We start from the raw sequence: 24,152 nt of genomic DNA on the forward strand, positions 1-24,152 counted from the left end.
TTCCTTTCACATTTGATTCATCATCTGATACATAGGCAGGAGCATCGATAGATAAACAATTAAAATCATCCCTGCGACAAATCCGTAAATAATGGGCTGAAGAATGCCTGTCCATTTTTGTGACTTGTCCTCAAGCCGCTGCAATATAAACTGGCTGTATGTGAAGAGTTCCCGATCCAAGCGGCCGCTTAGCTGGCCATGAGATATCACTTTTGAAAAATCATTTTCGTAAAAAGGCCGTTTGCATAAAGCAGCTTCAATGGTTTCACCGGCTTTTAACCGTTCAATCATTTGTTCAGCTTCATGGCGGTAAAAAGGGAGAAACGTTTGATGCCTAAATGCTTTCAAACTGTCATAAATAGAAAGACCTGATGCTAGCAGACTGCTCAGCTGTAAAGAAAAAAAGTAGCTGTTAAACAGCCTGACCAGCTTTCCAAACAAAGGAATGCTTACGCAAATGAGCATTTGATGGTCAGGGGATTTTTTCTTGAACACAAACCAATAATAAAGACCTATTCCTGCAGCCAAAATGGCCATTAATATGAACACAGCATCAAGGTGCTGAAAAAATGCAAAAATGATGTCTGTTGTGCGTGACGTTTCTACATTCATCGATTGATAAATACCGGAAAACTGAGGGATGATGATGTTTTGCAGCATATAAAGCATGACACCAACGGTAAAGATGAGGAAAAGAGGATATCGCAACACCCTTTTTATCTGTTCTGCCTGCGCTGCTTTTCGTTCCAGCAGCTCTCCGCTCTGAATCATGGAAGCCGGCAATTCCCCATGTGTTTCAGCAAAATAACAAATACCGACGGCTTCCTTATGAAATGACAAGCTCTTTAATACATGGTAAAACGATTCCCCTTCTCTCAACCGTCTTATTGCGTTAGCCAAGTCCGCCAGCTGCCTTTTATTCATTTGCAGCTGCATCACGCGCAATCCGTCTAAAAGACTGTATCCGCCCGCTGTCATTTCACCCAGCCTTTTCAGTAAATAGGCTTGATCCTTTAACGGCCAAACTTTTCTAATCTGTTTCATGATAAACCCACCGGTCATAGTTGTTTGTCGTTAAATAGCCGAGCGCAATCCCTTTTCTTATAATTTGACGCAGCGTTTGATATTGGTAATTTGCATTGTCCCCTTTCGCTTCCTGGATACACTGCTGAAGGTTTTTCCCGTAAAGCAGCTCGTATACGCTTGCTCTCCTGACATTTCGTGACAGGCGGCAATACACTGATGAACATCCGTCTTCACAAAACGGGCAAGCCAAATCAACTAAACGCTGAGCCGCTATCGCAATAACCGTTTGCTCGATTTCATTCATATTAATGCCAAATTCAAGCAGCCTGTAAATCGCGCCCTTCGCATCTCTCGTATGAAGGCTCGTCAGCACTAAATGACCAGTCATCGCTGCCCGCACCGCAATTTGGGCTGTTTCAGCGTCTCTAATCTCACCTAAGATGATCATATCGGGGTCATGGCGCAAAATAGCCTTCAGCCCTGTGGAATATGTGACACCGGCTTTTTCATTCACCTGCACTTGAAGAACATCTTCATCCCTCGTTTCCACTGGATCTTCAAGTGTGACAATGTTTCGATTAAAATGTTTTTTTGCATATTGGATCAGAGAATATAATGTTGTTGTTTTCCCAGAGCCTGTTGGTCCGGTAAAAATCAGCATGCCGTGGGAGTGTTTTAAAAATGAAAGCAAGGTGGCTCCTGTCTTTGGGAATAAAGACAGTTTGTCAATCGAAGGGATATTATACTGAGGCATCACTCTGATGACGAGGCTTTCTTCGTTAATTGTCGGGAGCGTTGACATCCTTAAGTGAACGTCACCCTCTTTTAATTTTAGAGTAAGAGATCCATTTTGCGGCTTTCTTCTTTCCCCTATGTCCATAGCTGAGAGAAACTTAAAATGAGAAATGAGTCTTACACACTCTTCTTTTTTCATGTTTCGCTTTTTCAGCAATGCATGGTCAACCCGAAAATGAATGATTGCGTCCCGTTCCCTCGGCACAATGTGAATGTCAGAGGCCTTCGTCCTATATGCCTCTTCAATTAAAGTTTTGCTTATTTTTTCTATCGAATCCAATTTGATTCCCTCTCCTTTCAAAGCGTATTGTAGAAAAAGAAGACATGGTAATCAAACAAAGAAAATGTGTTTTTCTGATGTATTTACAACCTAAAAAAACATTTCGCTCCTACCAAAAATAGAAATTCAGCTATATGTATCACATCATTTTCAATTTTAATAAGGATTTGAAAAGAGATTGATGGACAGATGTACGCAGTCCGGCTCTGGCACCCAAAGAGGGATTTATAAATCGGAGTTTGATGCTTTCTAAAATTGGCGAATCAGTTTATTGTATACAAAATAAAAAGGAAGAGGCAGTTACCTCTTCCAAACTGTTTGTTATGCTGATTTAGAAATTTCACTTAATGCTTTTCCGGCTTTCTGGTCTGTGTCTTTCTTAACGGAAAGGTCGCCTAACGCAACAATACCCGTTAAACGTTCATTTTCAAGAATCGGTAAACGGCGGATTTGATGCTCTGCCATGAGCTGACTCGCTTCATCAGCAGACATATCAGGATGACCGGAAACGATTTCGGTGCTCATGATATCACTTGCTTTCGCTTCTATTTGATCTTCAGCTAAGCTTCTGGTGACAATGTCCCGATCAGAAACGATGCCTTGAAGTCTGCCGCTTTCACAAATTGGAATAGAACCGACATTGGAGTCTTTCATCTTTTTGGCTAGTTCAGTGACTGATGCGGTTGGCTCACAGCATTCTACATTCGCAGTCATGATATCTCTTACTTTCATTTCAATTCCTCCTTTACCGTGTTCTATTTATTCTTTATCCGCTGCACAAAAAATGAAACATTCTACAGGATCCGCCGTTTTCGAGATTTCTTTTTATCCTTCCGTTCCTGCAGCATATCTCCCGTCCAGCCTTTCTTCTTCAAATATAGGTAGATTAAGACTGTAGAAGTGATAATCAATAAGAGAGAAAAGACATAACCGTATTTCCAATTCAGCTCAGGCATCACGGAAAAGTTCATCCCCCAGAGGGCACCGAGTGCTGTAACCGGCGTAAAAAGCGTCGTGAAAATGGTCAGCGCTTTGAATATTTCATTTCCCCTGTGAGAGGTAATGACTTCCTCTGAATGCAACAGACTATTAAGCTCCCCTTCAAATTCGCTGATGTATGTAAACCCCCTGTCAATTTTGAGTTGTATCCGCTGATAAACCTTTTTACTATCATTTTGGAGCAAAAAGGTTTCTTTCAATGCCATTTCAATTTTTTTAGCGCTTAGGATTAAGTTTTTCCAGACCATCAGCTCATGGTGCAGGAGATGAACACGGTTTAAAATGCTTTTGCTATTGTCGTCTTTGATTTGCCATCTGAGCTTTCTCAGCTTTACTTCAAATTCATCTACACCGATTAGATACGCATTCATTAACTCGCCGAGAAGGATCAAAAATCCCTCCATGGTACTATCCGCTCTCTCCATTTGCTGGACAACTTGTTTTCCCTTAATCCCCTCCAAAATCGCAAAATCAAAGTTAATTGTGAAAAAATATTGCCTAGTAATATAGAAATGAAAAACGGTATGGTCTTTTTCCTCGCCAAGCCCCTGATCATATACGATCGAGCCAAATACCGCTTCATTCTCAGCTTCTGTTGTATCCACGCGCAAAAAGTTAATATGATGATTATTTTCAAACCACTTTTCACATTGCGGCCAATGAGAAAAATGGATCAGATCTCTTGCCTTATCTCTTTCCTGAGGCCCCATTTGGTACCAAAACCAATCCCCACCTGTATGTACTTTCATGTTACGATCCTCCAGACTTTTATTCTTTTGTTCTTTAATTGCCCAAGGAGAAGCATTCCTAAACCATTTAGGCACTTCATCACATGTTTTGTGAGCTTTTGCCGGTGGTATGGAATGTAGAAAGACATCGGAAAGGGAGGTGCATGCCTTCCTTGGAGAAGGCAGTTTATTTTGGAATTTATCAATTTATTAGCAGTCGCGTTTTTAATTTTGTTAACGGGATTTTTTGTCGCCGTAGAATTTTCGATCGTAAAAGTCAGGCGATCCAGAATTGATCAGCTTGTTGCAAAAGGCAAAAAAGGCGCTAAAGCGGCAAAACATGTGGTCACACATCTTGACGAATATTTATCAGCCTGCCAGCTGGGCATCACGGTCGCAGCTTTAGGACTCGGCTGGCTGGGTGAACCGACTGTACAGACTCTGCTTCGTCCGCTCTTTCATAAGGCAGGTTTAAACGAGTCGCTTACCCATCTTCTTTCCCTTATTATCGCCTTTTTAGTGGTAACGTATTTAAATGTCGTCATCGGGGAACTGGCACCGAAGAGCTTCGCGATTCAAAAAGCAGAAAGCATTACGCTGATGCTCGCGAAACCATTAATCTGGTTTTATAAAATCATGTTTCCGTTCATTTGGCTCCTTAACCAGTCTGCCAGAATGATCACAGGACTTTTTGGGCTGAAGCCGGCATCAGAGCATGAACTGGCTTATACGGAGGAAGAGCTTAGAGTACTGTTGACCGAAAGCTATAAAAGCGGAGAAATCAGAAAAAGCGAATTAAAATATATGAATAATATCTTTACATTTGATAAACGAATGGCAAAGGAGATCATGGTCCCGCGAAACGAAATGGTCAGTTTGTCTATTGAGGATGACTCGATTCCAAGCATGCGGGAAACGGTTAAGCAGACCAAATATACCCGTTACCCGGTTGTAAAAGAAGATAAAGATAACGTCATCGGCGTGATCAATATGAAAGAAGTGCTGTTTTCATTGCTGACGAAAGATTTTTCTTTTCAGAAGCACAAAATTGAACCCTTCATACAGCCCGTCATTCATGTCATTGAGACCATTCCGATTTACAAATTACTCATCAAAATGCAAAAGGAACGCACTCATATGGCGATTCTTATTGATGAGTATGGCGGAACTTCAGGATTGATCACCGTCGAGGATATTATTGAAGAAATTGTAGGAGAAATACGCGATGAATTTGATGCAGATGAAGTGCCTCATGTTCGTGAGCTGGGAAAAGATCATTATTTATTAAATGCGAAGTTATTAATCAGTGACGTGAATAACCTGCTTGGAACTGATTTATCAGATGCTGAAGTCGATACGCTCGGAGGCTGGTTTCTCACACAAAACATAGACGCCGAGCCTGAAAGTGTCATTGAATATGACGGCTACTCATTCAAGGTAAAAGACATCGACAGTCACCATATTTTGTTTATCGAAGTAAAAAAAGCTGAATAGCCCTAGCACAGGCTGTTCAGCTGTTGCTTCTCTTCATTGTTGAACGTGCTTCAAAAAAATACATCCCTTAAGGGACATCTTAAGATTCTTCTATCTTAAATCCTTTGTTGGCTAAAGCTTTAGCAAGACTTTGCTCTGTTTTCACATTCGAAAAATCTAATCCGAGCTTCACAACAGTCTGGGCGATTTCAGGCCTGATTCCTGAAATAATCGTCTCAATGCCCAGCAGTTTGGTGCTGTCAATCACTTTAAAGATTTGATAGGCAACCATCGTATCGACGATGGGAACACCGGATATATCTAAAAATAAATATGAAAGCTTTAACGCCGAGCATTGGGCCAAAACGGATTCCAAAATGGTTCTCGCTCTGTACGTGTCAATTTCACCAACAAGGGGAAGAATCCCAATCTCTTTAGAAATCGGCATAATCGGTGCGCTCAATTCATTGATCATTTCTTTTTGCGCATTTAATTGGATCACCGTGACCTGATGATATTCTTCTGTAAATACCTCGATAATCTCATCAATCGTTTGATTCAAAATCTTGCTCCACTCAAATATCTCCTGAATGCCGATTTCTTGGGAAGAAGCGGCTTCGCTGAAGTCTTGAATCCATTGCCACATGATGTGCCTGAAAGCGTTAAACTGACTGACACTTTCCGTCACGGTCACTTCATGAACAGCACGGTCTCTGGCACATTGAAGTGACCATTGGTTAAGCTGATCCTTCACCTCTTCTTTTCTAATGGATTTTGCTACAATGGCTACCAATGATTCATGCTGCTCTTTTAATTTTCGTTCTAATTTTTGCTGATCTTTTGCAGAATACAGCAAACTTCCTTTTAACGTGCATGTTTCCAGCCATTGGAGTGTAATGTCTTCTTTGTGCTCTGTTAAATACTGTTCTAGAGCTTTCATTTCAATCGGTTACCTCCTGTGAAGTTTATCTTTCAAAAAGTGTATGATTGATATGTATAACTTGTCTCACGTTACACATACTATTTTTATATTCAATGGGCTATAGCCAAGCGGTAAGGCAATGGACTTTGACTCCGTGATCGTTGGTTCGAATCCAGCTAGCCCAGTTTCTGAACCGTGAAAAACCGAAGATAAGCTGATTCAAGCAAATCAGCGGATCTTCGGTTTTTCATCATGCAGATTGATGAACCGTTTTCTTTTTCGATAACTTTAACAGTTCTCCCGGATTGTATCCGATAACAAGCTTCCTGTTGTCCACGAGAATCGGACGGCGCAAAAGCTTCGGTTTCTCAATTAAAAGTTCCAGCACTTCGTTTACAGTCATATCTTCAATGTTTAAATTTAAATTTTTGAAGGTTTGGCTTCTTGTTGCTAAAATTTCGTCAATTCCTTCTGTCGTTAAAGATAAAATATACTTTAATTCATCCATCGTTGGAGTTTCTCTGAATAAGTGCCGTTCGTTAAATTCAATCTGGTGCGCTTTGAGCCAATGTTTTGTTTTTCGGCATGACGTGCAGCTTGGGTATGAGTAAAAAGTTAATTGTTCCATTATGTTTTTTCCTCCTCCAGTTAACCATCTCTTTGTAGAATAACTACCCGTAACAATTTTTCTTTAAACCATTTATTGAACTTTTTTTCGGGTTATTTCTAAAAAACCGCACATATAATAGAAAACGCAATCAAAGGGTTAAATACCATTTTTTATATTAATAATGAAAATGTTTACATTTTTGTCCGTGATCTATTATAATAACAATCAGAGGGACTCTCGGGAGGGGATAAAAAATGAATCGCATGTTCCGGGTGTTAGGATTTTGGACGGGAATATTTGCAGTCATGTTTTATTTAGGTGATATGAAAGATGCTTCCCTTTTATTTTTTGGACAGACGATCTTATTTGTGTTTCTATCGTATTTGAATTTAACAGAACGGATGTACATTTATATCTTTGGCGCTTATTTAACCATCTTCTTTGCCGGCTTCACATACTATTCCATTTTTATTATGGTACCAGGCGGCGGAGGACATTAAAGGCAAAAAGAGACAAACCTCATCGGTTTGTCTCTTTTTCTATAATGAAAAACCATTTAAAAACGGATTTTGATCCTGCTCAGTCTGCACGTCAGTTTCAGGGCCATGTCCGCTTAACACCAATGTGTGCTCCGGCAGCGTAAGCAATTTTTCATGGATAGACGTCAGCAGCGTTTCTTGGTCGCCTCCATGTAAATCTGTACGGCCTATCCCGCCTTGAAACAGGACATCACCGGAAATCACCAGGTCGGCATCCTTCACGTAATATGAAACGCTTCCCGGGGAATGTCCCGGTGTAAATAGCGTCTCCAGATGGAAAGGCCCAATATTCAGCTCACCGTCCCCTTCAATCAAATGATCTGCCGGCTTAGCTGTCACTTCTATCCCTCTCAGCATTCCTGAGCCGTTTAATGAGGCATCTGTAAGCCAATTCTTTTCATTTTGATGCAGATAGACAGGAATATCCCATCTGTCTCTCACGTCATCCAGCGCCCCAATATGATCAAAATGGGCGTGTGTCAGTAAAATGGCTAAAGGCGTTAATCCTTTTTCTTTTATGTATTGGTTGATTTTATCTCCTTCGCCGCCCGGATCAAAAATCAGGCATTGATCATCACTGATTAAAAAATATGCATTCGCTTGAATCGGTCCTACAGGCATTCTTCTCCATTTCACTTTTCTCACCTCTTTCCTTTTTATGCTCCTATTATGAGGGTTTTTGAAAAAAGATTCAAACAATCGCTATGAAAACGCTATCGACAAACACACTGAAAACGGGTAGAATAAAAATGGAAAGAATTGCAGGTTTTTCAATGTAAAGGGGGCTGCGTAATGTTACTTGTCGTGATTTTCGGCCTTGTCGCTCTTTTCGCTTTATGGGGAGTCTTGCGTTCTGTGAAAAACAAAAATATACTTGGATTTTTATTAGCCGGAGCCACCTTGTGTGTGTTTGGCTGGTTTACAGTGATGACGGTGATAAACAGCGGTTATCCTACTGCACATTAAAACCTGTATCCAATGGGATACAGGTTTATTTTTTATTGCTGTAAATGTTTATTCACGCTTTCTATTTTACTTTCAAGCGTCGTTTTTTTGTCCCGTCTGTCATCGATGCGAATGTTGGTCGCCACTCTGTGAAGCCCTTTTTGGAACGGCGCTTCGTGAATCGCCTGAATCACAGTAAAAAGGTCGCTGAGTTCGCCTTCAATCAGTGTGTTCATTGGTGTCAGCTGATATTTGATTTTCCCTTCTGCCTTGTAGCCCTCTAAAATTTTCTGCACATCCGCCACGTAGGCGCTCACACTAGGTGTTTCTGTTCCGATTGGGATAATGGTTACATCTGCGATAGCCATTAATTATTCCATCTCCTTTTTATCAATGATGATTGGCTTCATTTCATGTGATATTAATGAAATTATGCGCTCAAAATGAAAACCGTACAACGCATATTTTCCGTTCGGGGATACTTGGATCGGCTCCATTTCAGGCAAAGTAAGAATATCCTGCGCCTTTCCCGATTTCATATCGATCGCTGACAGCTTATATGCGTCCCCGCTTTCTTTAAACGTGTAAAACAGACCGCCAGCCTCATCATAATCATACTCCATCGGAGCCAGACTTGTATATTTGGTTTGGAGCGGCCATTCTGCTGTAACTGCTTCACCATTCAATTGCGGTGATGTAAATTTATACAAGCCGTTCTCTCCGGAATCTGCTTTGACGGTAAAGCTCATATTATGAAAAGAATCAAAGTAAAGGACATCCTCCTCCAGCTTTTTCTCCTTTTCAGAAGCAATATCATACGTATACAAAGGGCCTTCTTTATCGTTTCTTCCCTCTTTTAGATAGTCAAATGTGTCTTTTGAGGCCCAATGGACAAACGGTACCTGTATTCGACTTAAAGCAGACTTGTCTTTTTTGGCATCCACGTGATATGTATTGAAGTCCCAGTTTTCAGTGAATACCGTGACCATCATTTGATACGGATCATACTGATTCCATGCTGCCTCCAGCTCGTACGTTTCGTATTCTTTCTGGTACAGCTTCTCCCCTTTTTGATTCAGCAAAACTACTGCTGTCTGTTGGCTATGCGTGATCTGCAGCAGAATCATCTGTTTCTTGGGATTGATTTGAACATCAACGATTTGACCATCCGTCTGATAGAGCTTTTTCGTTTTGCCATTAAAGATTTGATATGCAAGAAGCTCTGTTTTTGTCGGATCTGAGGCTGTATACAGAATGGTGTTGTTATTGAGCCAGCCTTCCGCTCCGTCCGCTTTTCCTGCTGGCAGCGGAACAATCTCTTTTTCCTCACTTTTTGCCGTCGCTGCCTGTTTTTGCTGCTGATGAGATGGTTCGCATGCCGATAAACAAACTAGCAATGCTGACAGCAGAATCAAACAAACTGATCTCATCAGCCTCCCCCTCCGATCATATTTATTGTCCCATATTTGATACGGCACGAAAAAGAAAAAGTTTCAGTTATTCAGGAAAAAATAACGACCTCCATAAGATCCCGCTTGTCGCCTTGTAAATATGTGAAAACTGCTCAAACGGCAAGGGATTTTGACCTTTTCCAAGCTCCACCGTATAACCTTCCTTAAAATAGTGATGAATAAACCAGTCGCGGAATCCCGCATAGCTGTCAATATCCTTGACTCCTTTATAAATGTTTCCGCTTATCGTCTCAAAATCCTTTATTACAGCAGCCGATTCTTCGGGCTCAAGGCCTTTATATCCCCAATAGATTTCTTCTCCTTGAGTGTGAAGGGCCACCAGCCTGTCAGGCGGATCCGCTGTTATCAGCTGCTGCATCGCAATGGATTCCGGCTCTGTGAGCGGAGAAGTTCCGGGAAAATCTCGGTAGCTGGGCGTTTTTGGTTTGCGGTATTTTTCAATTTCCCATAAAGACGGGAATTGTTTATTTAAATCAACGCCGTTAATATTTGCTTTCCATTCATTAAAATTCGGACGATGGCAGTTTAGTCTATCAAGTTCATCTCTCCTGTCTCCCATGCCCGCTGATCCGTGTAAGACAAGATCAACGCCATCCGGATTCACAAGAGGAACAAGAGACAGAGAGGTTCGGCTGAACAGCTCCAAAGGAGTAAAACCAAAGAAATTCGTATTATGACATAAAGAAAGGCAATATTCCTTCAGCCACTTCAGCAATACAGACGTGGTAATCCACTCATTTGCATGAAACGATGCATTCATGTGAACTTTTTTGGAGGTATGCTCTCCCCCAACTGCCAGCTCCCAGATCGGCCTGCCCAAAACGGAACGTCCGATTTCCCGGCACGAAACAAACGGAAACACATTGATTATTTTTTTAATTTCCTCTTCGGCAGCTAGAAAGTCATAGATTTTTTCTTGCTCCAGCCAGTCATCAGCAGGCTGCAGCTGCAGCGGGTGTAAAAAGCGCTTTACTTCCTGAATGGATTGAAGCTCCTTATCAGTACTTTCTTCAATCTTATAACCCGGACAGTACAATTGATGTTTCTGTGCTGTTTGATTGGCACTTCTAAGCAATGTCTCATCTATCTTCAGTTCTCTTGCCAATAAAGCCAAATTGTATTTGATCTCAGGTTTTATCGTAATAAACGCCATCATCATCCCCCTTTTTGTTACTATATGACGGCGTTTTTTAAAAAAGAAAGCCTCCCGCATTTTTTGATACGGGAGACTTTGTGATCATGAGGCCTGATCAAGAATTTGTTTTTCTTTTCTTTTTGACGAATTGTCCAGTCTTTCCTGATCATAAAATCGTAACAAATCTCCGTAAATGATTTCATCGGAAAGTGAAAGCTCCTGTTTCGCTTTATCTGCAAATGTTTCACATTGTTTTGCCTCTTTCAAAGGCTTTCCAGTCGCTTTGTCATAACATAGACCGTCAGTATACACGATCTGGTCTGTGATAAAGCTTCCGTCCCGCAGCACTGTAAAGTCCAGTTTGTCGTCAGAAAGCAGATCGTTGCCGAATTGAATGAAGTTCTTTGTATCAATACCTAACAGATTCATCAGCGTCGGCCGGATATCGATTTGTCCGCCTACCTTATCAATCGTTTTCGGCTTCTTGTCTGTAATTCCAGGAATGTGAACGACAAACGGCACTTTTTGGAGCTGCACTTCTTCAAATGGTGTAATTTCTTTCCCTAAAAACTGCCCCATCGCTTCATTATGGTTTTCCGATATCCCGTAATGGTCACCGTATAAAACAATAATGGAGTTATCATATAACCCGTCTTCCTTCAGCTTTTTGATAAATCGTTTCAGCGCCTCATCCTGATAGCGAACAGTTGGGAAATACTTGTTTAACGTTTGGCTGCTTGAATCATATTCCTCAATCAATTTGTCCTCTTCATCAAGGTCAAACGGAAAGTGGTTCGTGAGTGTGATCAGCCTGGAGTAAAACGGCTGAGGCAGGTTTTTCATCAGCTCTGAAGACTGTTCAAAAAATTCTTTATCCTTCAGCCCCCAGCCGACTGAATTATCGTCATTGACATCATACGATTCAATATCAAAAAATGAATCATACCCAAATGAATCGTACATTAAGTCGCGATTCCAAAAGCTTTTATTATTGGCATGGAGCACCGCTGAATAATATCCGTTATTTTTGAGTATCTCCGGGGCGGCCATGTATTGATTGCCCGCATTTGTAAAGAACACAGCGCCTCGTCCAAGCGGATAAAGTGAATTGTCAACGATAAATTCAGAATCAGAGGTTTTCCCCTGCCCGGTTTGGTGGTAAACATTACTAAAGTTATAGCTTTCTTTTATAAAATCATTCAAAAACGGGGTGATTTCTTTTCCGTTCACCTTTTCATTGATCACAAAGCTTTGTGTCGACTCCAGAGATACGAGTATGACGTTTCTGCCTTTTGCGGCGCCAAATAAGTTCTTATTGGCATCTTTCGCATTGGCTGTGACATAGTTTTCAATTTCCGTCAGGCTGTTGCTGTCAGCCAGCGCTCTTTGTGCGGATTGCTTCGACTGAAGTACTCCGTCATAAATATGAAAATTAAAAAGGCTGATATTTTTAACGAGCATTTCTCTGTCAAATGAGCGTGTCAATAACTGCGGCCGTTCTGCCTCAGACAGACCTAAGTTGAAAAAATAAACGGAAGCCACAAACAAAAAATATGCCGCCCGTTCATTTTTCGTGGAGGGGATGTCTGATTGAAAGGCTTTTTGACGCATATAAAGCCATATTAAAATCACGATATCTACAGCCAATAGGAGGTCTGTCGGCTCAAGAAGCGTTCCGATGCTGCTTCCCAGATCGCCCATATTGCTTGTTTGAAAAAGAACCGGAATCGTTAGGAAATCATTGTAAAAACGATAAAAAACCATATTCGCCAGCAAAACAAATGTGACAATACAACTCATGGCAATAATGTAACGATTTCTGTTTCTTCCCTTTAAAAACAGGCTGAAGCCAAAAATAAGCAACAAAAAGCTCAATGGGTTGATAAACAGAATAAATTCCTGCGTAAGATTGTCAATTTTAATATGAAAACTGGTTTTGTAAACAACATACGTTTTCAGCCACATCATTAAAATGGCAATCAGCATAAATGAAATCATCGAAAAAAACGTTTTTCGCATTTCAACCTCCTATGCAAGCACGCTCAAATAAATCAGTCTATTCACAACATTCTCATCAACACATCAAATTAAATCTTAACCTGAACATAACAAAAAATCAATTTCATTTTCACAAATTTAACAATTTTGGTGTTTCAGCCATTCATTCTTAGCAATCCAAGCCCCTCCGATAACGCCCGCATCATTTCCAAGCGCCGCAATAGATATATCAGCCGCTTCCGCAGCGCGCGGAAAGGCACATATACGGAATGTTTTCTCGACTTTGGATCTCAGCAATTCTCCGGCTCTTGAAACGCCGCCGCCGAGAACAATTTTTGACGGATTAAGCGAGCTGGCCAGATTGCCAAGCACCAGGCCGAGATGCTTAGCTACATAATCGACAACTTCAAGAGCTAATTCATCATTTTCATTTGCTGCTTCAAATACATCTCGTGCCGTTAAATGATCAGATGCTTTTAATTGAGTCGGCTTTTTAGCTTTTGCAATTTTCTCTTTTGCAATTCTAACAATGCCAGTTGCTGACGCGATGGTTTCAATACAGCCTGTTTTACCGCAGTTGCACGGCGCCCCGCCTTCAGGGATGCTGCAAATATGGCCGATTTCTCCGCCAGCGCCATTTATCCCGTGCACAATCTCCCCATTCACAATAATACCGCCGCCAACTCCTGTGCCTAGAGTAACGAGAATGACGTCTTTTGCGCCATCACCCGCACCCTTCCACATTTCTCCGAGCGCGGCAATATTCGCATCATTTTCTATAACCGCAGGGATGCCTGTTTCCGTTTCCAGATGATTTTTTAAAGCATAGTTTTTCCAGCCCAGATTTACCGTTTCATAAACGACCCCAGTTGCCATATCTACTGGCCCCGGTGCGCCCATTCCTATATATTTGACGATGTGCTTCGGTTTATGAAGCTCATCCAGCTTGCTGTCAATCGCTTTTGCTATTGTCACGGTAATGGTGTCACCGGACTTATCGGTCGGCACTTCCCATTTATGCTGAATCTCTCCATATTGATTAATAAATGCGAGTTTTATCGTCGTTCCTCCAAGATCGATTCCCGCAAACCATATCTCATCCATTTTTATCACCTTAACCTTTACGTAAATCTCTTCCGTTTTTTTGTTTGTTCCAGCTCTTTATGAAGGACAGCTGCCGCTTTAGCCCACTGCTCCTTCTCAATCATATGATTTATATATAGTTCCTTTAATTCATCAAGCATAAACTCAATTTCAAGCTCTCTGTCACCAAAGTAAACAATGTGTCCAAAAGTTTTTAACAGCTGCTGTACATCATAAAATGTATTCATATTCCTCACCATTCTTGATCTTAACTATAAATAGCGTAGTCATAAAGAACCGGCCAGTCAAGAAGAAAACGCTGACAAAAATACCCGGGATTCATTCCTTGGCAAATTCAACGTTTTCTCATCCAGTCATTTATTTTTATTATTTTCAATTTGCTGCTGCAGTTCTATGTAACGCTTCTCCTTCGGCTTCAGCTTTACAGCGGTCCTGATTGCCTCGTCAGCTTGACCAAGTTCATTTTTTTCCGCATACAGCAATGCCAAATAGTAATAGGACGCATGGTCTTTAGGCTCTTTTTGCACAGCTCTTTCCAAAAGAGAAATCGCCTGATCATATTCACTGATTTGAATATCAGAAACGGCCAGGATTTTCAGAAGATCAGCTGAAGCGTCTTTCTGCTCTGCTTCACCGTTCAGCAATTCGGTTACTTCTTTATATTTCCCTTCCTGGTAAAGCTCATTTGCCTGCCGGATCAGCGCTGTCTCCTGGTGGGACGGTGAATGCAATCCGTAAGAGAGAAACCCGCCGGCCAGGGCAGCCAGCAGAATCGCTGACACCAGTTTTTTGCCCCAGTCTTTTGCTTTTGGCAAACCCAGTGCTGCCGCAGCAAGAAAACCGCCGGCCAAGCCGCCAATATGCCCCGAATTATCAATATTTGAGACCGCAAAGCCAAAACCCAGATTTATCAGGATAATAACAATAATATTTGTGCCTATCGTTTTTAGAAACATTTTTCGGTTTGACACAGCTACATACAGCAATGCGCCTAAGCATCCGAATATGGCGCCTGAAGCACCGGCTGACGGATACGGACTGAACACGAAGCTGGCGATCGATCCCGTGATACCCGCCGCCAAATAAATCAGCAAAAATCTGCCTGATCCATACATGCGTTCAACAGCGGTTCCAACCGACCATAAAGCCAGCGTGTTAAAGGCTAAATGCGCAAGGCCGATGTGAAGCACAATCGGCGTCAGCAGGCGCCACCATTCTCCGGCTGCAATCAGGCCGTTTTCCTTAGCACCGAAAGCAACAAGCGTCTCCGTATTGGTGCTGCCTCCGTTTATTTCGAGCAGGAAAAACATCACGAGCTGCAACGCGATGAACAAATATGTAAAGATCGGTTTTCCGTTCTGGAAAAACGCCGCTTCTTTTTTTCGCTGTTCCTCTTGTTTCTGCACTAGTGAAAAAAAGCGTTCTTTCGCCATTTGCGCGTGTTCCAATGAGTCTCGGTCTTCCGTCCATTCAACAGCATCAAGTGAGGGAAAAACTGCCTGCAGATCTTCATGAAGCGAAGTGCCAGTCACAAGTGCCGTTTCAACGGATACCTGTCCCTTTTCAAAAGGCTTTTCAGCGATTTCCTCCCAGTCATCGACAGGGGCTTCCGCTGAAATCAGCACATTCAGCAGCTTCAAATGCCGCTGGCCGATAGACTTTCTGACATGCTCTACTCGCTCCGCCTGCACTTCTATGTCCCTTGCAATTTCTTGGCGAAAATCAATATTCTGTTTTAAGAGGCGAATCAGATCATGAGAGGATTTGTCCGGTGCTTCCAGCCATATTTCATCAGATTCACCGGATTGTATGACGCCATACCCTCTTCTTACTAAATGCGCCGCGACCTTCCAATATGTATACTCCAACAAATACATGTTTACCGCTCCAATGGTTTTTTTTCATTATAACAGCTGGTGCTCTTGACGCCTACTAAAAGCAAAAAATCCCGTGAAAACGGGATTTTTAAAAAGCTTGCTGTATAAACTTATTGCGGATAAACGGGATTCTTAAAAAAAGATGAATAAAGGACCGTCTGATCCCGGGCTGGCTGAGCACGGTATTCATGAGACGGTAACGGTTTTGGTAAAACATCACGGCAGAAACAGCACAAATGGCATAGATCATAAATTTTTTCATTATATCCCTCCTGCCATTAGGGTTTGTTATTCTTTCTTATTTATTCTTGACGGAGGGACGAGAAAGCTATGAAAAGCAAGAAATGATTCGATCCTCAGTAACCAGCATTTGAACCGGGATATCATGTGACAGATGCGGCACGTGATCATACAGCTGGCATTCTAAAAGCAAAGAAACTGTGTTCCCTTTATAATCACTTAAATAACGATCATAATAACCGCCGCCAAAGCCAATCCTATAGCCGTTGACATCGAAACATACGCCAGGCACGATCATCAAATCAATCTGTGATTGGATCACTTCATTCGTTTTCTCAATCATTGGCTCCTGAAGTCCGGCGTAAACCGTTTCAAGCTGATCATCCGCTTGGAAAGTGCGGAGCTGCATTCTTTTCGTGTCGGGATCACACTTTGGAATACAAACTTCTTTCCCTTCGCCCCAGGCTTTTTCGATGATCGGCCGTGTCGGTACCTCCAGCCCTCTTGAAATGGTGACGGCTATGGTGCTGGCATTTTGCCACTCTTGGAGTGAAAATAAATGCTTGTTGATACGCGCAGTTTTCTTAGACAGTTCTTCACTCGATATCGCTGATAACGTTTCTATTGTTTTTTTTCTTAATTGTGATTTCATTTCCATCCCCCTCGGAATAGAAAAAAGCCAGAACCTTTTTCAAAGCTCTGGCTTTTTTCTTACACCTCAAACAGCTATGCTGTTATTTTGTTTCACGGTGTAACGTAGATTTTTTATCACGTGGGCAATATTTTTTAAATTCAACGCGGTCTGGATTGTTGCGTTTGTTCTTTTTAGAAATATAGTTACGCTCACCACATTCTGTGCAAGCCAAAGTAATATTAACGCGCATTGTTTTCCCTCCAAACTAAATATCATTTACTTATTCAGACTTATATATAATACCACTATAATGCACGGAATGCTAGGATGTTTTTCAATGAAATGATGAATTATTGGATAGACGCTGATAAAGCTGCAAATATGATGCTTGGATGATCCGTGGATGATGCAGTTTCATCACCTGTTCTCTGCCCGCTTCTTTTATCCGGCGGGCCTTTTCTTCATCTATTAATATGTTGTGAAGCCTATCAGCCGCTTCCCGTTCTTGCGAAAAATCAGCAGCAATTGCAGTTTTGTCATGAACGGCAAAGTCACAAAAACCGCCCGACTGTGAAACAGCTGTCAGCACGCCTTGTTCCATGCTTTCTTGTGCAGCGAGCCCAAAGGGTTCATAAAAGCTTGGGAAAACAGCCATTTCACATTGAGACAGTAACGTCACGATCTCTCTTCTATTTAAAAAAGGATAAAACATTACACTTTCCTTTATGCTCAATTGCTCAGCCAGTTTCTTATAGGCAGCCAGAAACGGCCCTTGTCCAGCTAGCACCAACTGAAGGTCAGGCCGGCATTTGTTCAGAATAGAAAATACCTTCAACAGCTGTGAAAACCCTTTTTCCGGAACAAACCTTCCAAACGAAAACAAGTATCTTTTATGAATAATCCTTTCAGCTAGGCCACTTTTTGCCTGCAGAGACAGAGGGCTTGGGATGACGGTTATTTTTTCACGAAACGGATACGCCTTATTCATCGATCTCTTCATAAAACTGCTTAACACAATCAGTTCGTCGGAAATTTCAAGGAGGAGCCTCTCCGTCAGCAGCCTGTACGGATGAGGCGTTTCTTTGCATGCACGCTTCCTTCTGCTTTCAAGCCCGTGGATCGTTGCAGCAAGCGGAATGCCAAGCTGCTTTTTCAAATAATGAGCGGCAGGAGCCGTCATGTCATCATGGGCATGAATCAGATCAAAGCGTTCATTGCATGACAACACTTGTTGAACCATTCTGACATTGACATCAGCTATAAAGTCTTCAACATTCGCATTGGAACATAGCTTACCGCTTGGAACGCATACCGTTATTTTGATATGCGGATTTAAATAAGAAATAAGACGGCTCAAATGAACACCAAGCCCGCTTTTCGGTTTATTAGGATGCTCGAATGAAAGCATAAGGATGTTCATTTCCCTTTTCCCTCAGTGCGATAGCAGGTATAAGCAGAAAATTGCTCCTCCCACCTGGTATGTATTTCTGCATTGCGGAAACTGTTTATGTCGCTGACACCGTTTTCTGCAAGAAAGATGTCCTCTGTTTCAGCTAGTTTGAGAGAAACATTCATTGAATTCAGTATTCTGCATTCTGCGCGATATAAAGCATTACCAGGCACCTGAACAATGATCCATTTCCCTTTGCCCCGTTTTATGCGTTTCGTCCTGACAGCTTCTATACCGTTTCTTTTCACGAAAATACGGATTTCTTTTATCATGTCCGGCGTTTTTTCGAAAAGCACGGTTTCCGCCAGTTTCATCGTCTCAACTGAAAGATTCCATCGGACTGTCAATGTGTAAGAGTTTTGGATGTTCATGTCGAATATGTCCCTAAAAAAAGGAATCCCGCTTCGAATGTTATGGGGAAATGAGTGTTTGTCCATAGGCTTCTCACATTCTCCTTTCCTTCCATTGGCTCGGTGATCCTATTAAACCATTACCCATAAAGGAAGAAAAGAAAGATTTCTCGACAAAAACTCGTTTTTTTCGCGAATTCCTTTAGAATCCACTTGTTTTATGGTATAAAAAAGAAGGATAAAAAAAGAATAGAAGGTGATGAAACGTGGAAATTGCTATTATTGCGTTGTTTATCGTCAGTATAGCGCTAATTGCATTCTCATATTCTCAACGAGATCCGATGAAAGATGTCGAGCAGGAGCTTGAAACATTGCAGCTTTCTGCTATGCAGGAAATTTATAAGCTCAAAAAGAAAATGACAGTGCTTGAGGAAGAATTACTTGAAACAAACCTTGTGATCCGCAAAGCAAAGAACAGCGGCATCAATCAAAAGATCGCCAAACAAATACTTTCTAAATATAATAACGGCATGTCAGCTGAAGCAATTGCTAAAGCTGAGCATGTATCAGTAGAAGACGTGAATATGATTATAAAAGATAATGAGAAGGTGCTCGTATGACAAAACGAGGCATTCAGGCATTTGCCGGCGGTATCATATTAGCGACAGCCGTTCTCGCAAGTGTTTTTTATCTGACAGATGAAGATCAAGCCGCTGCTGTAAAAGAACAAAAAACAGTAACCGAGCAGGACGTGAACAATTATCTCGATTCTAAAAAAATGGTTTCTGTTAACCGTGATGAATATCAAAAGCTTCTCGACTCAAAAGAGAAATCTCTGAGCGATGACAGCAGCTCAGACTCGAAAAACAAAGTAAAAACGTACAAGCTCATCATTAAAGACGGCATGAGCACCGCAGATGTATCAGCTATTCTTGAAAAAGAAGGCATTATTTCTTCAGCTAAGGACTTTAATGACTACGTGATCGACGCTGGGTATCACAAGGAGATTCGTGCCGGAGAATTTAAAGTTAAATCAGATATGAGCTTCAAAAAGATCGTTAAAACATTAACACGATAAAAAAAACAGGCTATGTAATAGCCTGTTTTTTTTATCCGAATTTCCCTGTAATATAATCGAGTGTTCTTTGATCTCTCGGCTGAGAGAACATTTTATTTGTATTGTCGCATTCAACAAGCTCACCCATGTAGAAAAATGCAGTTTGATCAGAAACCCTCGCTGCCTGCTGCATGTTGTGCGTCACGATAACGATGGTGTATTTATTTTTCAGCTGAAGAATGAGCTCTTCAATTTTTCTCGTCGAAATTGGATCTAGCGCAGATGTCGGCTCATCCATCAGCAAAATATCAGGATTTGTCGCAAGAGCTCTGGCGATACAGAGACGCTGCTGCTGGCCGCCTGATAATGAGAGTGCAGATGAATGCAAACGATCCTTCACCTCATCCCACAGCGCCACGTCTTTTAATGACTTTTCTACAATGTCTTGCAGCTTCTTTTTATTTTTGATGCCGTGAACTCTCGGTCCGTAAGCAACATTATCAAAAATTGATTGCGGAAACGGGTTTCCTTTCTGAAATACCATGCCGATATTTTTGCGTAGATCTACGATATCGACTTTATCCTTTAAAATGTTGCTGCCATTATAGTTCAGCTCACCCGCAAGCTTTACATTCGGCGTCATTTGAATCATTAAATTCAATGTTTTAATAAATGTCGATTTGCCGCATCCTGACGGCCCGATAATCGCCGTGACTTCGTTTTGATTAATGCTCAAATTGATATTTTTCAAAGCATGGTTTTCCCCATACCATAAATTCATTCCGTTGACTTGATATACTTCCTGTTTCTTTACAGCTTCGGTAGCAATACTCATTGCCAGCCTCCTATCCGAATTTCCCGTTAATGTAATCCTCTGTTTTTTGCTGCTTCGGACTTGTGAAAATTTGTTCGGTCTGTCCGTATTCAACGATCTCGCCGTTTAAAAAGAAAGCCGTCCGGTCAGACACCCGCAGAGCCTGCTGCATATTGTGAGTGACAATAATAATTGAGTATTCGCTTTTCAATTCCGTAATCAATTCTTCTATTTTCGCATTTGAAATCGGATCTAGCGCTGAAGCAGGTTCATCAAGAAGCAGAACGGCCGGCTTCATCGCGAGCGTTCTGGCAATACATAAACGCTGCTGCTGACCGCCTGATAACGAAAGTGCGGATGAATGCAAACGGTCCTTTACTTCATCCCAGAGCGCCGCTTTTGTTAAGCTTTCTTCCACGATGTCGTCGAGCACTGATTTGTTCCGCTCTCCGGCATATTTTAATGCATGCGTGATATTATGGTAGATCGATTTTGGAAATGGATTCGGCTTTTGGAAGACCATGCCGATTTCTCTTCTTAAGCTGACAACGTTAATATTGCTTCCCAGTATATTTAATCCTTCATACAAAATTTCACCTTCGCTTCTTGCAGAAGGAATTAAGTCATTCATGCGGTTAATATTTCTAAGAAAAGTAGATTTGCCGCATCCTGACGGCCCGATCAAAGCGGTCACCGCATTTTTTTCAATCTCCATATTCACGTGACGAACGGCCTGTTTGTTTCCGTAGAAAATAGACAGATCCTTCATCTCGAGCACATTTTGCTGCTGAGGAAGCATAACCGCACTCTCAGGCTTTTCTTTTACCATTTGTTCAGACATTGTTTTCGCCTCTTTCCGGTCTAATTTGCCGTAAGCTTTTTATAGATTATTGTTCCAAGCCATCTCGCCGCGAGATTGAAGACTAGGACTGAAATCACCAGCACTGCAGAACCGCCGTTGGCAATCGCTTCAGCATCCGGAATCATCCCTTGCGTATTTACGTTCCAAATGTGGACCGCAAGTGTTTCAGCGGGTCTGAAAATATTAAGCGGCGATGTTTCAGAAAACGGATTCCACTCTGCAAAATTGAGGCGCGGCGTTGTAAGCCCTGCTGTAAATAATAAAGCCGCCGCTTCCCCGAACACCCTTCCTGACGCTAAAATGGCACCTGTGATGATGGAAGGGATCGCACTTGGTATTAAAACGGTTTTTACGGTATGCCAGCGAGAAACACCTAAAGCGAGCGATGCTTCCTTCAAATCTTTAGGGACTGAACGGACCGCGTCTTCTGTCACACGCACCATAACAGGAAGATTAAAGACCGTTAATGCCAGCGCCCCGCCTATGATCGTATATCCCCAGCCTGTCAGGTTAACAAACATCAGTAAGCCGAACATCCCAATGACAATTGATGGAAGAGATGAAAGGACCTCAATACACGTTCTGATAAAATCTGTCACTTTGTTGTTAGGCGCGTATTCCGCCATGAACACTCCGCCGCCCACTCCGAGCGGGATGGTAATCAGCATCGTGATAAACAGAATATAAAAGGAGTTAAACAGCTGGTCTCGTATCCCGCCTCCTGCGGCAATGGCGCTTGATTTTGTCGTAATAAAATCAAAGCTGAGCTGAGAAACACCGTTAATAATAATATAGGAAAACAGACCGACTAGAATCGCGGCGATAATGGCTGCGCATAAACCGAACATTCCAGTCGCCAGTTTATCTGTTAATTTGCGGTTCATTACACTTTCCTCCTAGATGACAAGTAGCGAATAAGCAGGATGAATAAGAATGACATCACCAGCAGAACAAGTCCCATTGACCACAGCGTATTATTTTCAACGCTTCCGTATGTGGTATGGCCCATATTCAGCGTAATAATGGTTGTCAATGTTCCTGCGGTGTCAAACAGACTTTCAGGCAATACTCTTGTATTTCCAATGACCATTTGGACAGCCAGAGCCTCACCAAACGCACGCGCCATACCTAGGACAACGGCAGTCATTAATGTCGGAAAAGCTGCAGGAATGAGCACTTTTCTAATGGTCTGCCATCTTGTCGCACCGAGAGCGTAAGAACCTTCTCTTAAGCTTTTCGGAAGTGATGCCATCGCATCAGCTGAGATAGATGTAATCGTCGGCAGAATCATAATAGAAAGTACAATCGTTCCCGCCAATAAACTGTGTCCTGTTCCGCTCGTTTTGAACTGAGCAATAAAAGGCACCAATACTGTAAGACCTATGAATCCATAAACAACAGATGGGATGCCGACCAATAATTCGATCACCGGCTGCAGCACTTTCTTCCCCCAATTCGGCGCAATTTCTGTCATAAAGATCGCACCTGCTATGCCGAGCGGCGCAGCAATGAGAGCGGAGAGAATCGTTACTGCAAATGAGCCAAAGATAAAAGGCAGCACTCCGTATTTCGGATCAGAATCTGTTGGGTTCCAATTCAGACTCGTTAAGAATTCAATTGGGCTTACACCATTTACAAGAAAAGATTGCAGCCCCTTAATGCCGAGGAAAATGGTGATCGCCACAGATGCCGCTATCATTATAAGCGCGCAGGCTGTCACGATCATTCTTCCCCGAACTTCATCCAATTGCCTATTTTGCCTTGAGCTGATTAAACGTTCGCTCACAGACATATTTTCTCTATTGTTTATCATTGTTTTACACTCCTATGAATGTGTTAAGAGGAGAAACGGAAGTCTCCGCACTCCTCTTTTTATTTAGATCAGCTTTGCTTCCCTTTGGCATCGCGAGTCACTTTCATATCAGTCACCGGAATGTACCCTTGGTCAGTTACAATGCTTTTTTGAATGTCTTCACTCTTTAGATAATCAAGAAATTCTTTCGCTAGATCTTTCGCTTCGCCTTTTGTATAAGAATGCTGATAAGCCCAGATTGGATATTCTCCAGTTGTAACGTTTTTCGCTTCTGGCTTCACACCGTCAATAGATAAAGCTGTTACCTTGTCATCTGTTAAATATGAGAATGCAAGATATCCAATCGCTCCCGGAGTATCAGCAATAATTTTTTTCACAGTGTTGGAAGAATCCTCAGTAATGCCTTCTGCTGGTTCTTCTCCGTCAAGCGCGTATTTTACAAATGTAGCACGTGTACCTGAAGAATCAGGACGGTTTACAAGCGTAATTTTTTGGTCCTTTCCGCCAAGCTCTTTCCAGTTTTTGATTTTGCCAGTGAAGATTTTTTTCAATTCATCTTTTGAGATATCTTTTACACCTGTATCAGGGTTTACAGCCGCTGCCATACCGACTACTGCAACTTGATGGTCTACAAGCGCTTTTGCGTTGATACCTTCTTTTTCTTCAGCGAAAACATCTGAATTTCCGATTTGAACAGCTCCTTCAGATACTTGAGAAAGCCCTGTTCCAGACCCCCCTGCTTGTACCTGTATATCAGCATCAGGGTTTTCTTCCATAAATTTTTCTGCAGCTGCAAGTACTAATGGCTGCATGGCCGATGAACCAGAAATGGTTAAAGAACCTGATGCCTTTTCTTCTCCTTTTGCAGAGCCGCTATTTGTTTTTTCACTTTCTCCTGCGTTTCCGCATGCAGCTGCAATCATCATAAAAGCAGCCATCAGAAGCATAAGCACCAATTTGTTTTTTTTCATTTCCTGAATTCCCCCTGCGTATAATGTGTAATTTGTCCTACACGTATAGAGTAAAGGT

27 protein-coding genes, 1 tRNA gene and 2 pseudogenes are annotated in these 24,152 nt (G+C 41.9%); 6 read left to right on the plus strand and 24 right to left on the minus strand.

Annotation, left to right across the window (positions count from 1 at the left end):
* Positions 1-6: 6 nt before the first annotated feature.
* The 4 genes from comGB to NYE43_RS12380 form a co-directional block, all read right to left on the minus strand.
* Positions 7-1,044: a competence type IV pilus assembly protein ComGB gene (gene comGB, locus NYE43_RS12365; RefSeq protein WP_216394012.1), complete on the minus strand. Its 1,038-nt coding sequence runs from the start codon at positions 1,042-1,044 to the stop codon at positions 7-9.
* A complete protein-coding gene (gene comGA / locus NYE43_RS12370; RefSeq protein ID WP_095713275.1) occupies positions 1,031-2,101 on the minus strand; it encodes a competence protein ComGA in 1,071 nt (356 codons plus the stop codon). The genes comGB and comGA overlap by 14 nt, the downstream gene beginning before the upstream one ends.
* 321 nt (positions 2,102-2,422) lie before the next feature.
* Positions 2,423-2,833, minus strand: a complete 411-nt coding sequence (locus NYE43_RS12375; protein WP_185848827.1) for a CBS domain-containing protein — start codon at positions 2,831-2,833, stop codon at positions 2,423-2,425.
* A gap of 62 nt (positions 2,834-2,895) precedes the next feature.
* Positions 2,896-3,849: a magnesium transporter CorA family protein gene (locus NYE43_RS12380; protein ID WP_095713277.1), complete on the minus strand. Its 954-nt coding sequence runs from the start codon at positions 3,847-3,849 to the stop codon at positions 2,896-2,898.
* Between the two features lie 143 nt (positions 3,850-3,992).
* On the opposite strand from NYE43_RS12380, the pseudogene NYE43_RS12385 reads away from it, so the two are divergent.
* Positions 3,993-5,322: pseudogene (locus NYE43_RS12385) on the plus strand (hemolysin family protein).
* Positions 5,323-5,401: 79 nt separating this feature from the next.
* Here NYE43_RS12385 and NYE43_RS12390 read toward each other — a convergent pair.
* The gene (locus tag NYE43_RS12390; protein WP_024122051.1) at positions 5,402-6,241 is read right to left on the minus strand and encodes an STAS domain-containing protein; all 840 of its coding nucleotides are present in this window, start codon (positions 6,239-6,241) and stop codon (positions 5,402-5,404) included.
* A gap of 96 nt (positions 6,242-6,337) precedes the next feature.
* Here NYE43_RS12390 and NYE43_RS12395 point away from each other — a divergent pair.
* A tRNA-Gln gene (locus tag NYE43_RS12395) sits at positions 6,338-6,408 on the plus strand.
* Between the two features lie 65 nt (positions 6,409-6,473).
* Here NYE43_RS12395 and mgsR read toward each other — a convergent pair.
* Entirely contained in the window at positions 6,474-6,854 is a 381-nt protein-coding gene (gene mgsR, locus NYE43_RS12400) for a transcriptional regulator MgsR (protein WP_026014741.1), read from the minus strand.
* A 233-nt stretch (positions 6,855-7,087) separates the two neighbouring features.
* On the opposite strand from mgsR, the gene NYE43_RS12405 reads away from it, so the two are divergent.
* Positions 7,088-7,333: a DUF2626 domain-containing protein gene (locus tag NYE43_RS12405; RefSeq protein ID WP_003226300.1), complete on the plus strand. Its 246-nt coding sequence runs from the start codon at positions 7,088-7,090 to the stop codon at positions 7,331-7,333.
* A 39-nt stretch (positions 7,334-7,372) separates the two neighbouring features.
* Here NYE43_RS12405 and NYE43_RS12410 read toward each other — a convergent pair whose 3' ends face one another.
* Positions 7,373-8,008 (minus strand): MBL fold metallo-hydrolase, encoded by a 636-nt coding sequence (locus tag NYE43_RS12410; RefSeq protein WP_024122052.1) that lies wholly within the window; start codon positions 8,006-8,008, stop codon positions 7,373-7,375.
* Positions 8,009-8,164: 156 nt separating this feature from the next.
* On the opposite strand from NYE43_RS12410, the gene NYE43_RS12415 reads away from it, so the two are divergent.
* Entirely contained in the window at positions 8,165-8,338 is a 174-nt protein-coding gene (locus tag NYE43_RS12415; protein ID WP_010334935.1) for a DUF2759 domain-containing protein, read from the plus strand.
* Between the two features lie 32 nt (positions 8,339-8,370).
* On the opposite strand, the gene NYE43_RS12420 is transcribed toward NYE43_RS12415, so the two are convergent.
* From NYE43_RS12420 to NYE43_RS12475, 12 genes and pseudogenes are all read right to left on the minus strand, one after another.
* The gene (locus NYE43_RS12420) at positions 8,371-8,685 is read right to left on the minus strand and encodes an MTH1187 family thiamine-binding protein (protein WP_010334936.1); all 315 of its coding nucleotides are present in this window, start codon (positions 8,683-8,685) and stop codon (positions 8,371-8,373) included.
* A 3-nt stretch (positions 8,686-8,688) separates the two neighbouring features.
* On the minus strand, positions 8,689-9,747 hold the full coding sequence (locus NYE43_RS12425) for a YqgU-like beta propeller domain-containing protein (protein WP_341062071.1): 1,059 nt from the start codon (positions 9,745-9,747) through the stop codon (positions 8,689-8,691).
* A 67-nt stretch (positions 9,748-9,814) separates the two neighbouring features.
* Positions 9,815-10,945 carry a M14 family metallopeptidase gene (locus NYE43_RS12430; protein ID WP_213418749.1) on the minus strand — a complete coding sequence of 377 codons (1,131 nt, stop codon included), beginning with the start codon at positions 10,943-10,945 and terminating at the stop codon, positions 9,815-9,817.
* A gap of 81 nt (positions 10,946-11,026) precedes the next feature.
* On the minus strand, positions 11,027-12,943 hold the full coding sequence (locus tag NYE43_RS12435) for an LTA synthase family protein (RefSeq protein WP_341062072.1): 1,917 nt from the start codon (positions 12,941-12,943) through the stop codon (positions 11,027-11,029).
* A 117-nt stretch (positions 12,944-13,060) separates the two neighbouring features.
* Entirely contained in the window at positions 13,061-14,026 is a 966-nt protein-coding gene (gene glcK / locus NYE43_RS12440; protein ID WP_044154564.1) for a glucose kinase GlcK, read from the minus strand.
* A 10-nt stretch (positions 14,027-14,036) separates the two neighbouring features.
* Positions 14,037-14,253 (minus strand): annotated as a pseudogene (locus NYE43_RS12445) (YqgQ family protein).
* Positions 14,254-14,379: 126 nt separating this feature from the next.
* Positions 14,380-15,903, minus strand: a complete 1,524-nt coding sequence (yqgP, locus tag NYE43_RS12450; RefSeq protein WP_341062075.1) for a rhomboid protease YqgP — start codon at positions 15,901-15,903, stop codon at positions 14,380-14,382.
* Positions 15,904-15,991: 88 nt separating this feature from the next.
* Entirely contained in the window at positions 15,992-16,165 is a 174-nt protein-coding gene (locus NYE43_RS12455) for a hypothetical protein (protein ID WP_024122059.1), read from the minus strand.
* 66 nt (positions 16,166-16,231) lie between these two features.
* Positions 16,232-16,795 carry a 5-formyltetrahydrofolate cyclo-ligase gene (locus NYE43_RS12460; RefSeq protein ID WP_341062076.1) on the minus strand — a complete coding sequence of 188 codons (564 nt, stop codon included), beginning with the start codon at positions 16,793-16,795 and terminating at the stop codon, positions 16,232-16,234.
* 82 nt (positions 16,796-16,877) lie between these two features.
* Entirely contained in the window at positions 16,878-17,027 is a 150-nt protein-coding gene (rpmG, locus tag NYE43_RS12465; protein ID WP_003153056.1) for a 50S ribosomal protein L33, read from the minus strand.
* Between the two features lie 84 nt (positions 17,028-17,111).
* Positions 17,112-18,197: a glycosyltransferase family 4 protein gene (locus NYE43_RS12470; RefSeq protein ID WP_106020103.1), complete on the minus strand. Its 1,086-nt coding sequence runs from the start codon at positions 18,195-18,197 to the stop codon at positions 17,112-17,114.
* Positions 18,194-18,664, minus strand: a complete 471-nt coding sequence (locus NYE43_RS12475; RefSeq protein ID WP_341062080.1) for a hypothetical protein — start codon at positions 18,662-18,664, stop codon at positions 18,194-18,196. Before NYE43_RS12475 ends, NYE43_RS12470 begins: the two co-directional genes overlap by 4 nt.
* 179 nt (positions 18,665-18,843) lie before the next feature.
* Between NYE43_RS12475 and NYE43_RS12480 the strand changes: the two genes are divergently transcribed.
* Together NYE43_RS12480 and NYE43_RS12485 are read left to right on the plus strand one after the other, a co-directional pair.
* Entirely contained in the window at positions 18,844-19,197 is a 354-nt protein-coding gene (locus NYE43_RS12480; RefSeq protein WP_255003496.1) for a hypothetical protein, read from the plus strand.
* Positions 19,194-19,655: an endolytic transglycosylase MltG gene (locus NYE43_RS12485; RefSeq protein WP_024122063.1), complete on the plus strand. Its 462-nt coding sequence runs from the start codon at positions 19,194-19,196 to the stop codon at positions 19,653-19,655. The genes NYE43_RS12480 and NYE43_RS12485 overlap by 4 nt, the downstream gene beginning before the upstream one ends.
* A gap of 31 nt (positions 19,656-19,686) precedes the next feature.
* Here the strand turns inward: NYE43_RS12485 and pstB (NYE43_RS12490) are convergent, their stop codons facing one another.
* The 5 genes from pstB (NYE43_RS12490) to NYE43_RS12510 form a co-directional block, all read right to left on the minus strand.
* The gene (gene pstB / locus NYE43_RS12490; RefSeq protein WP_024122064.1) at positions 19,687-20,469 is read right to left on the minus strand and encodes a phosphate ABC transporter ATP-binding protein PstB; all 783 of its coding nucleotides are present in this window, start codon (positions 20,467-20,469) and stop codon (positions 19,687-19,689) included.
* Between the two features lie 10 nt (positions 20,470-20,479).
* Positions 20,480-21,289, minus strand: a complete 810-nt coding sequence (gene pstB / locus NYE43_RS12495) for a phosphate ABC transporter ATP-binding protein PstB (RefSeq protein WP_341062084.1) — start codon at positions 21,287-21,289, stop codon at positions 20,480-20,482.
* 20 nt (positions 21,290-21,309) lie between these two features.
* Positions 21,310-22,194, minus strand: a complete 885-nt coding sequence (pstA, locus tag NYE43_RS12500; RefSeq protein ID WP_024122066.1) for a phosphate ABC transporter permease PstA — start codon at positions 22,192-22,194, stop codon at positions 21,310-21,312.
* Positions 22,194-23,123 (minus strand): phosphate ABC transporter permease subunit PstC, encoded by a 930-nt coding sequence (pstC, locus tag NYE43_RS12505; RefSeq protein WP_024122067.1) that lies wholly within the window; start codon positions 23,121-23,123, stop codon positions 22,194-22,196. The genes pstA and pstC overlap by 1 nt, the downstream gene beginning before the upstream one ends.
* Positions 23,124-23,191: 68 nt before the next feature.
* Positions 23,192-24,094, minus strand: a complete 903-nt coding sequence (locus NYE43_RS12510) for a phosphate ABC transporter substrate-binding protein (protein WP_103672279.1) — start codon at positions 24,092-24,094, stop codon at positions 23,192-23,194.
* Positions 24,095-24,152: the final 58 nt, after the last annotated feature.

It is taken from the genome of Bacillus sp. FSL R5-0434 (assembly GCF_038004745.1).
GTDB classification, from domain to species: Bacteria; Bacillota; Bacilli; order Bacillales; family Bacillaceae; genus Bacillus; species Bacillus halotolerans.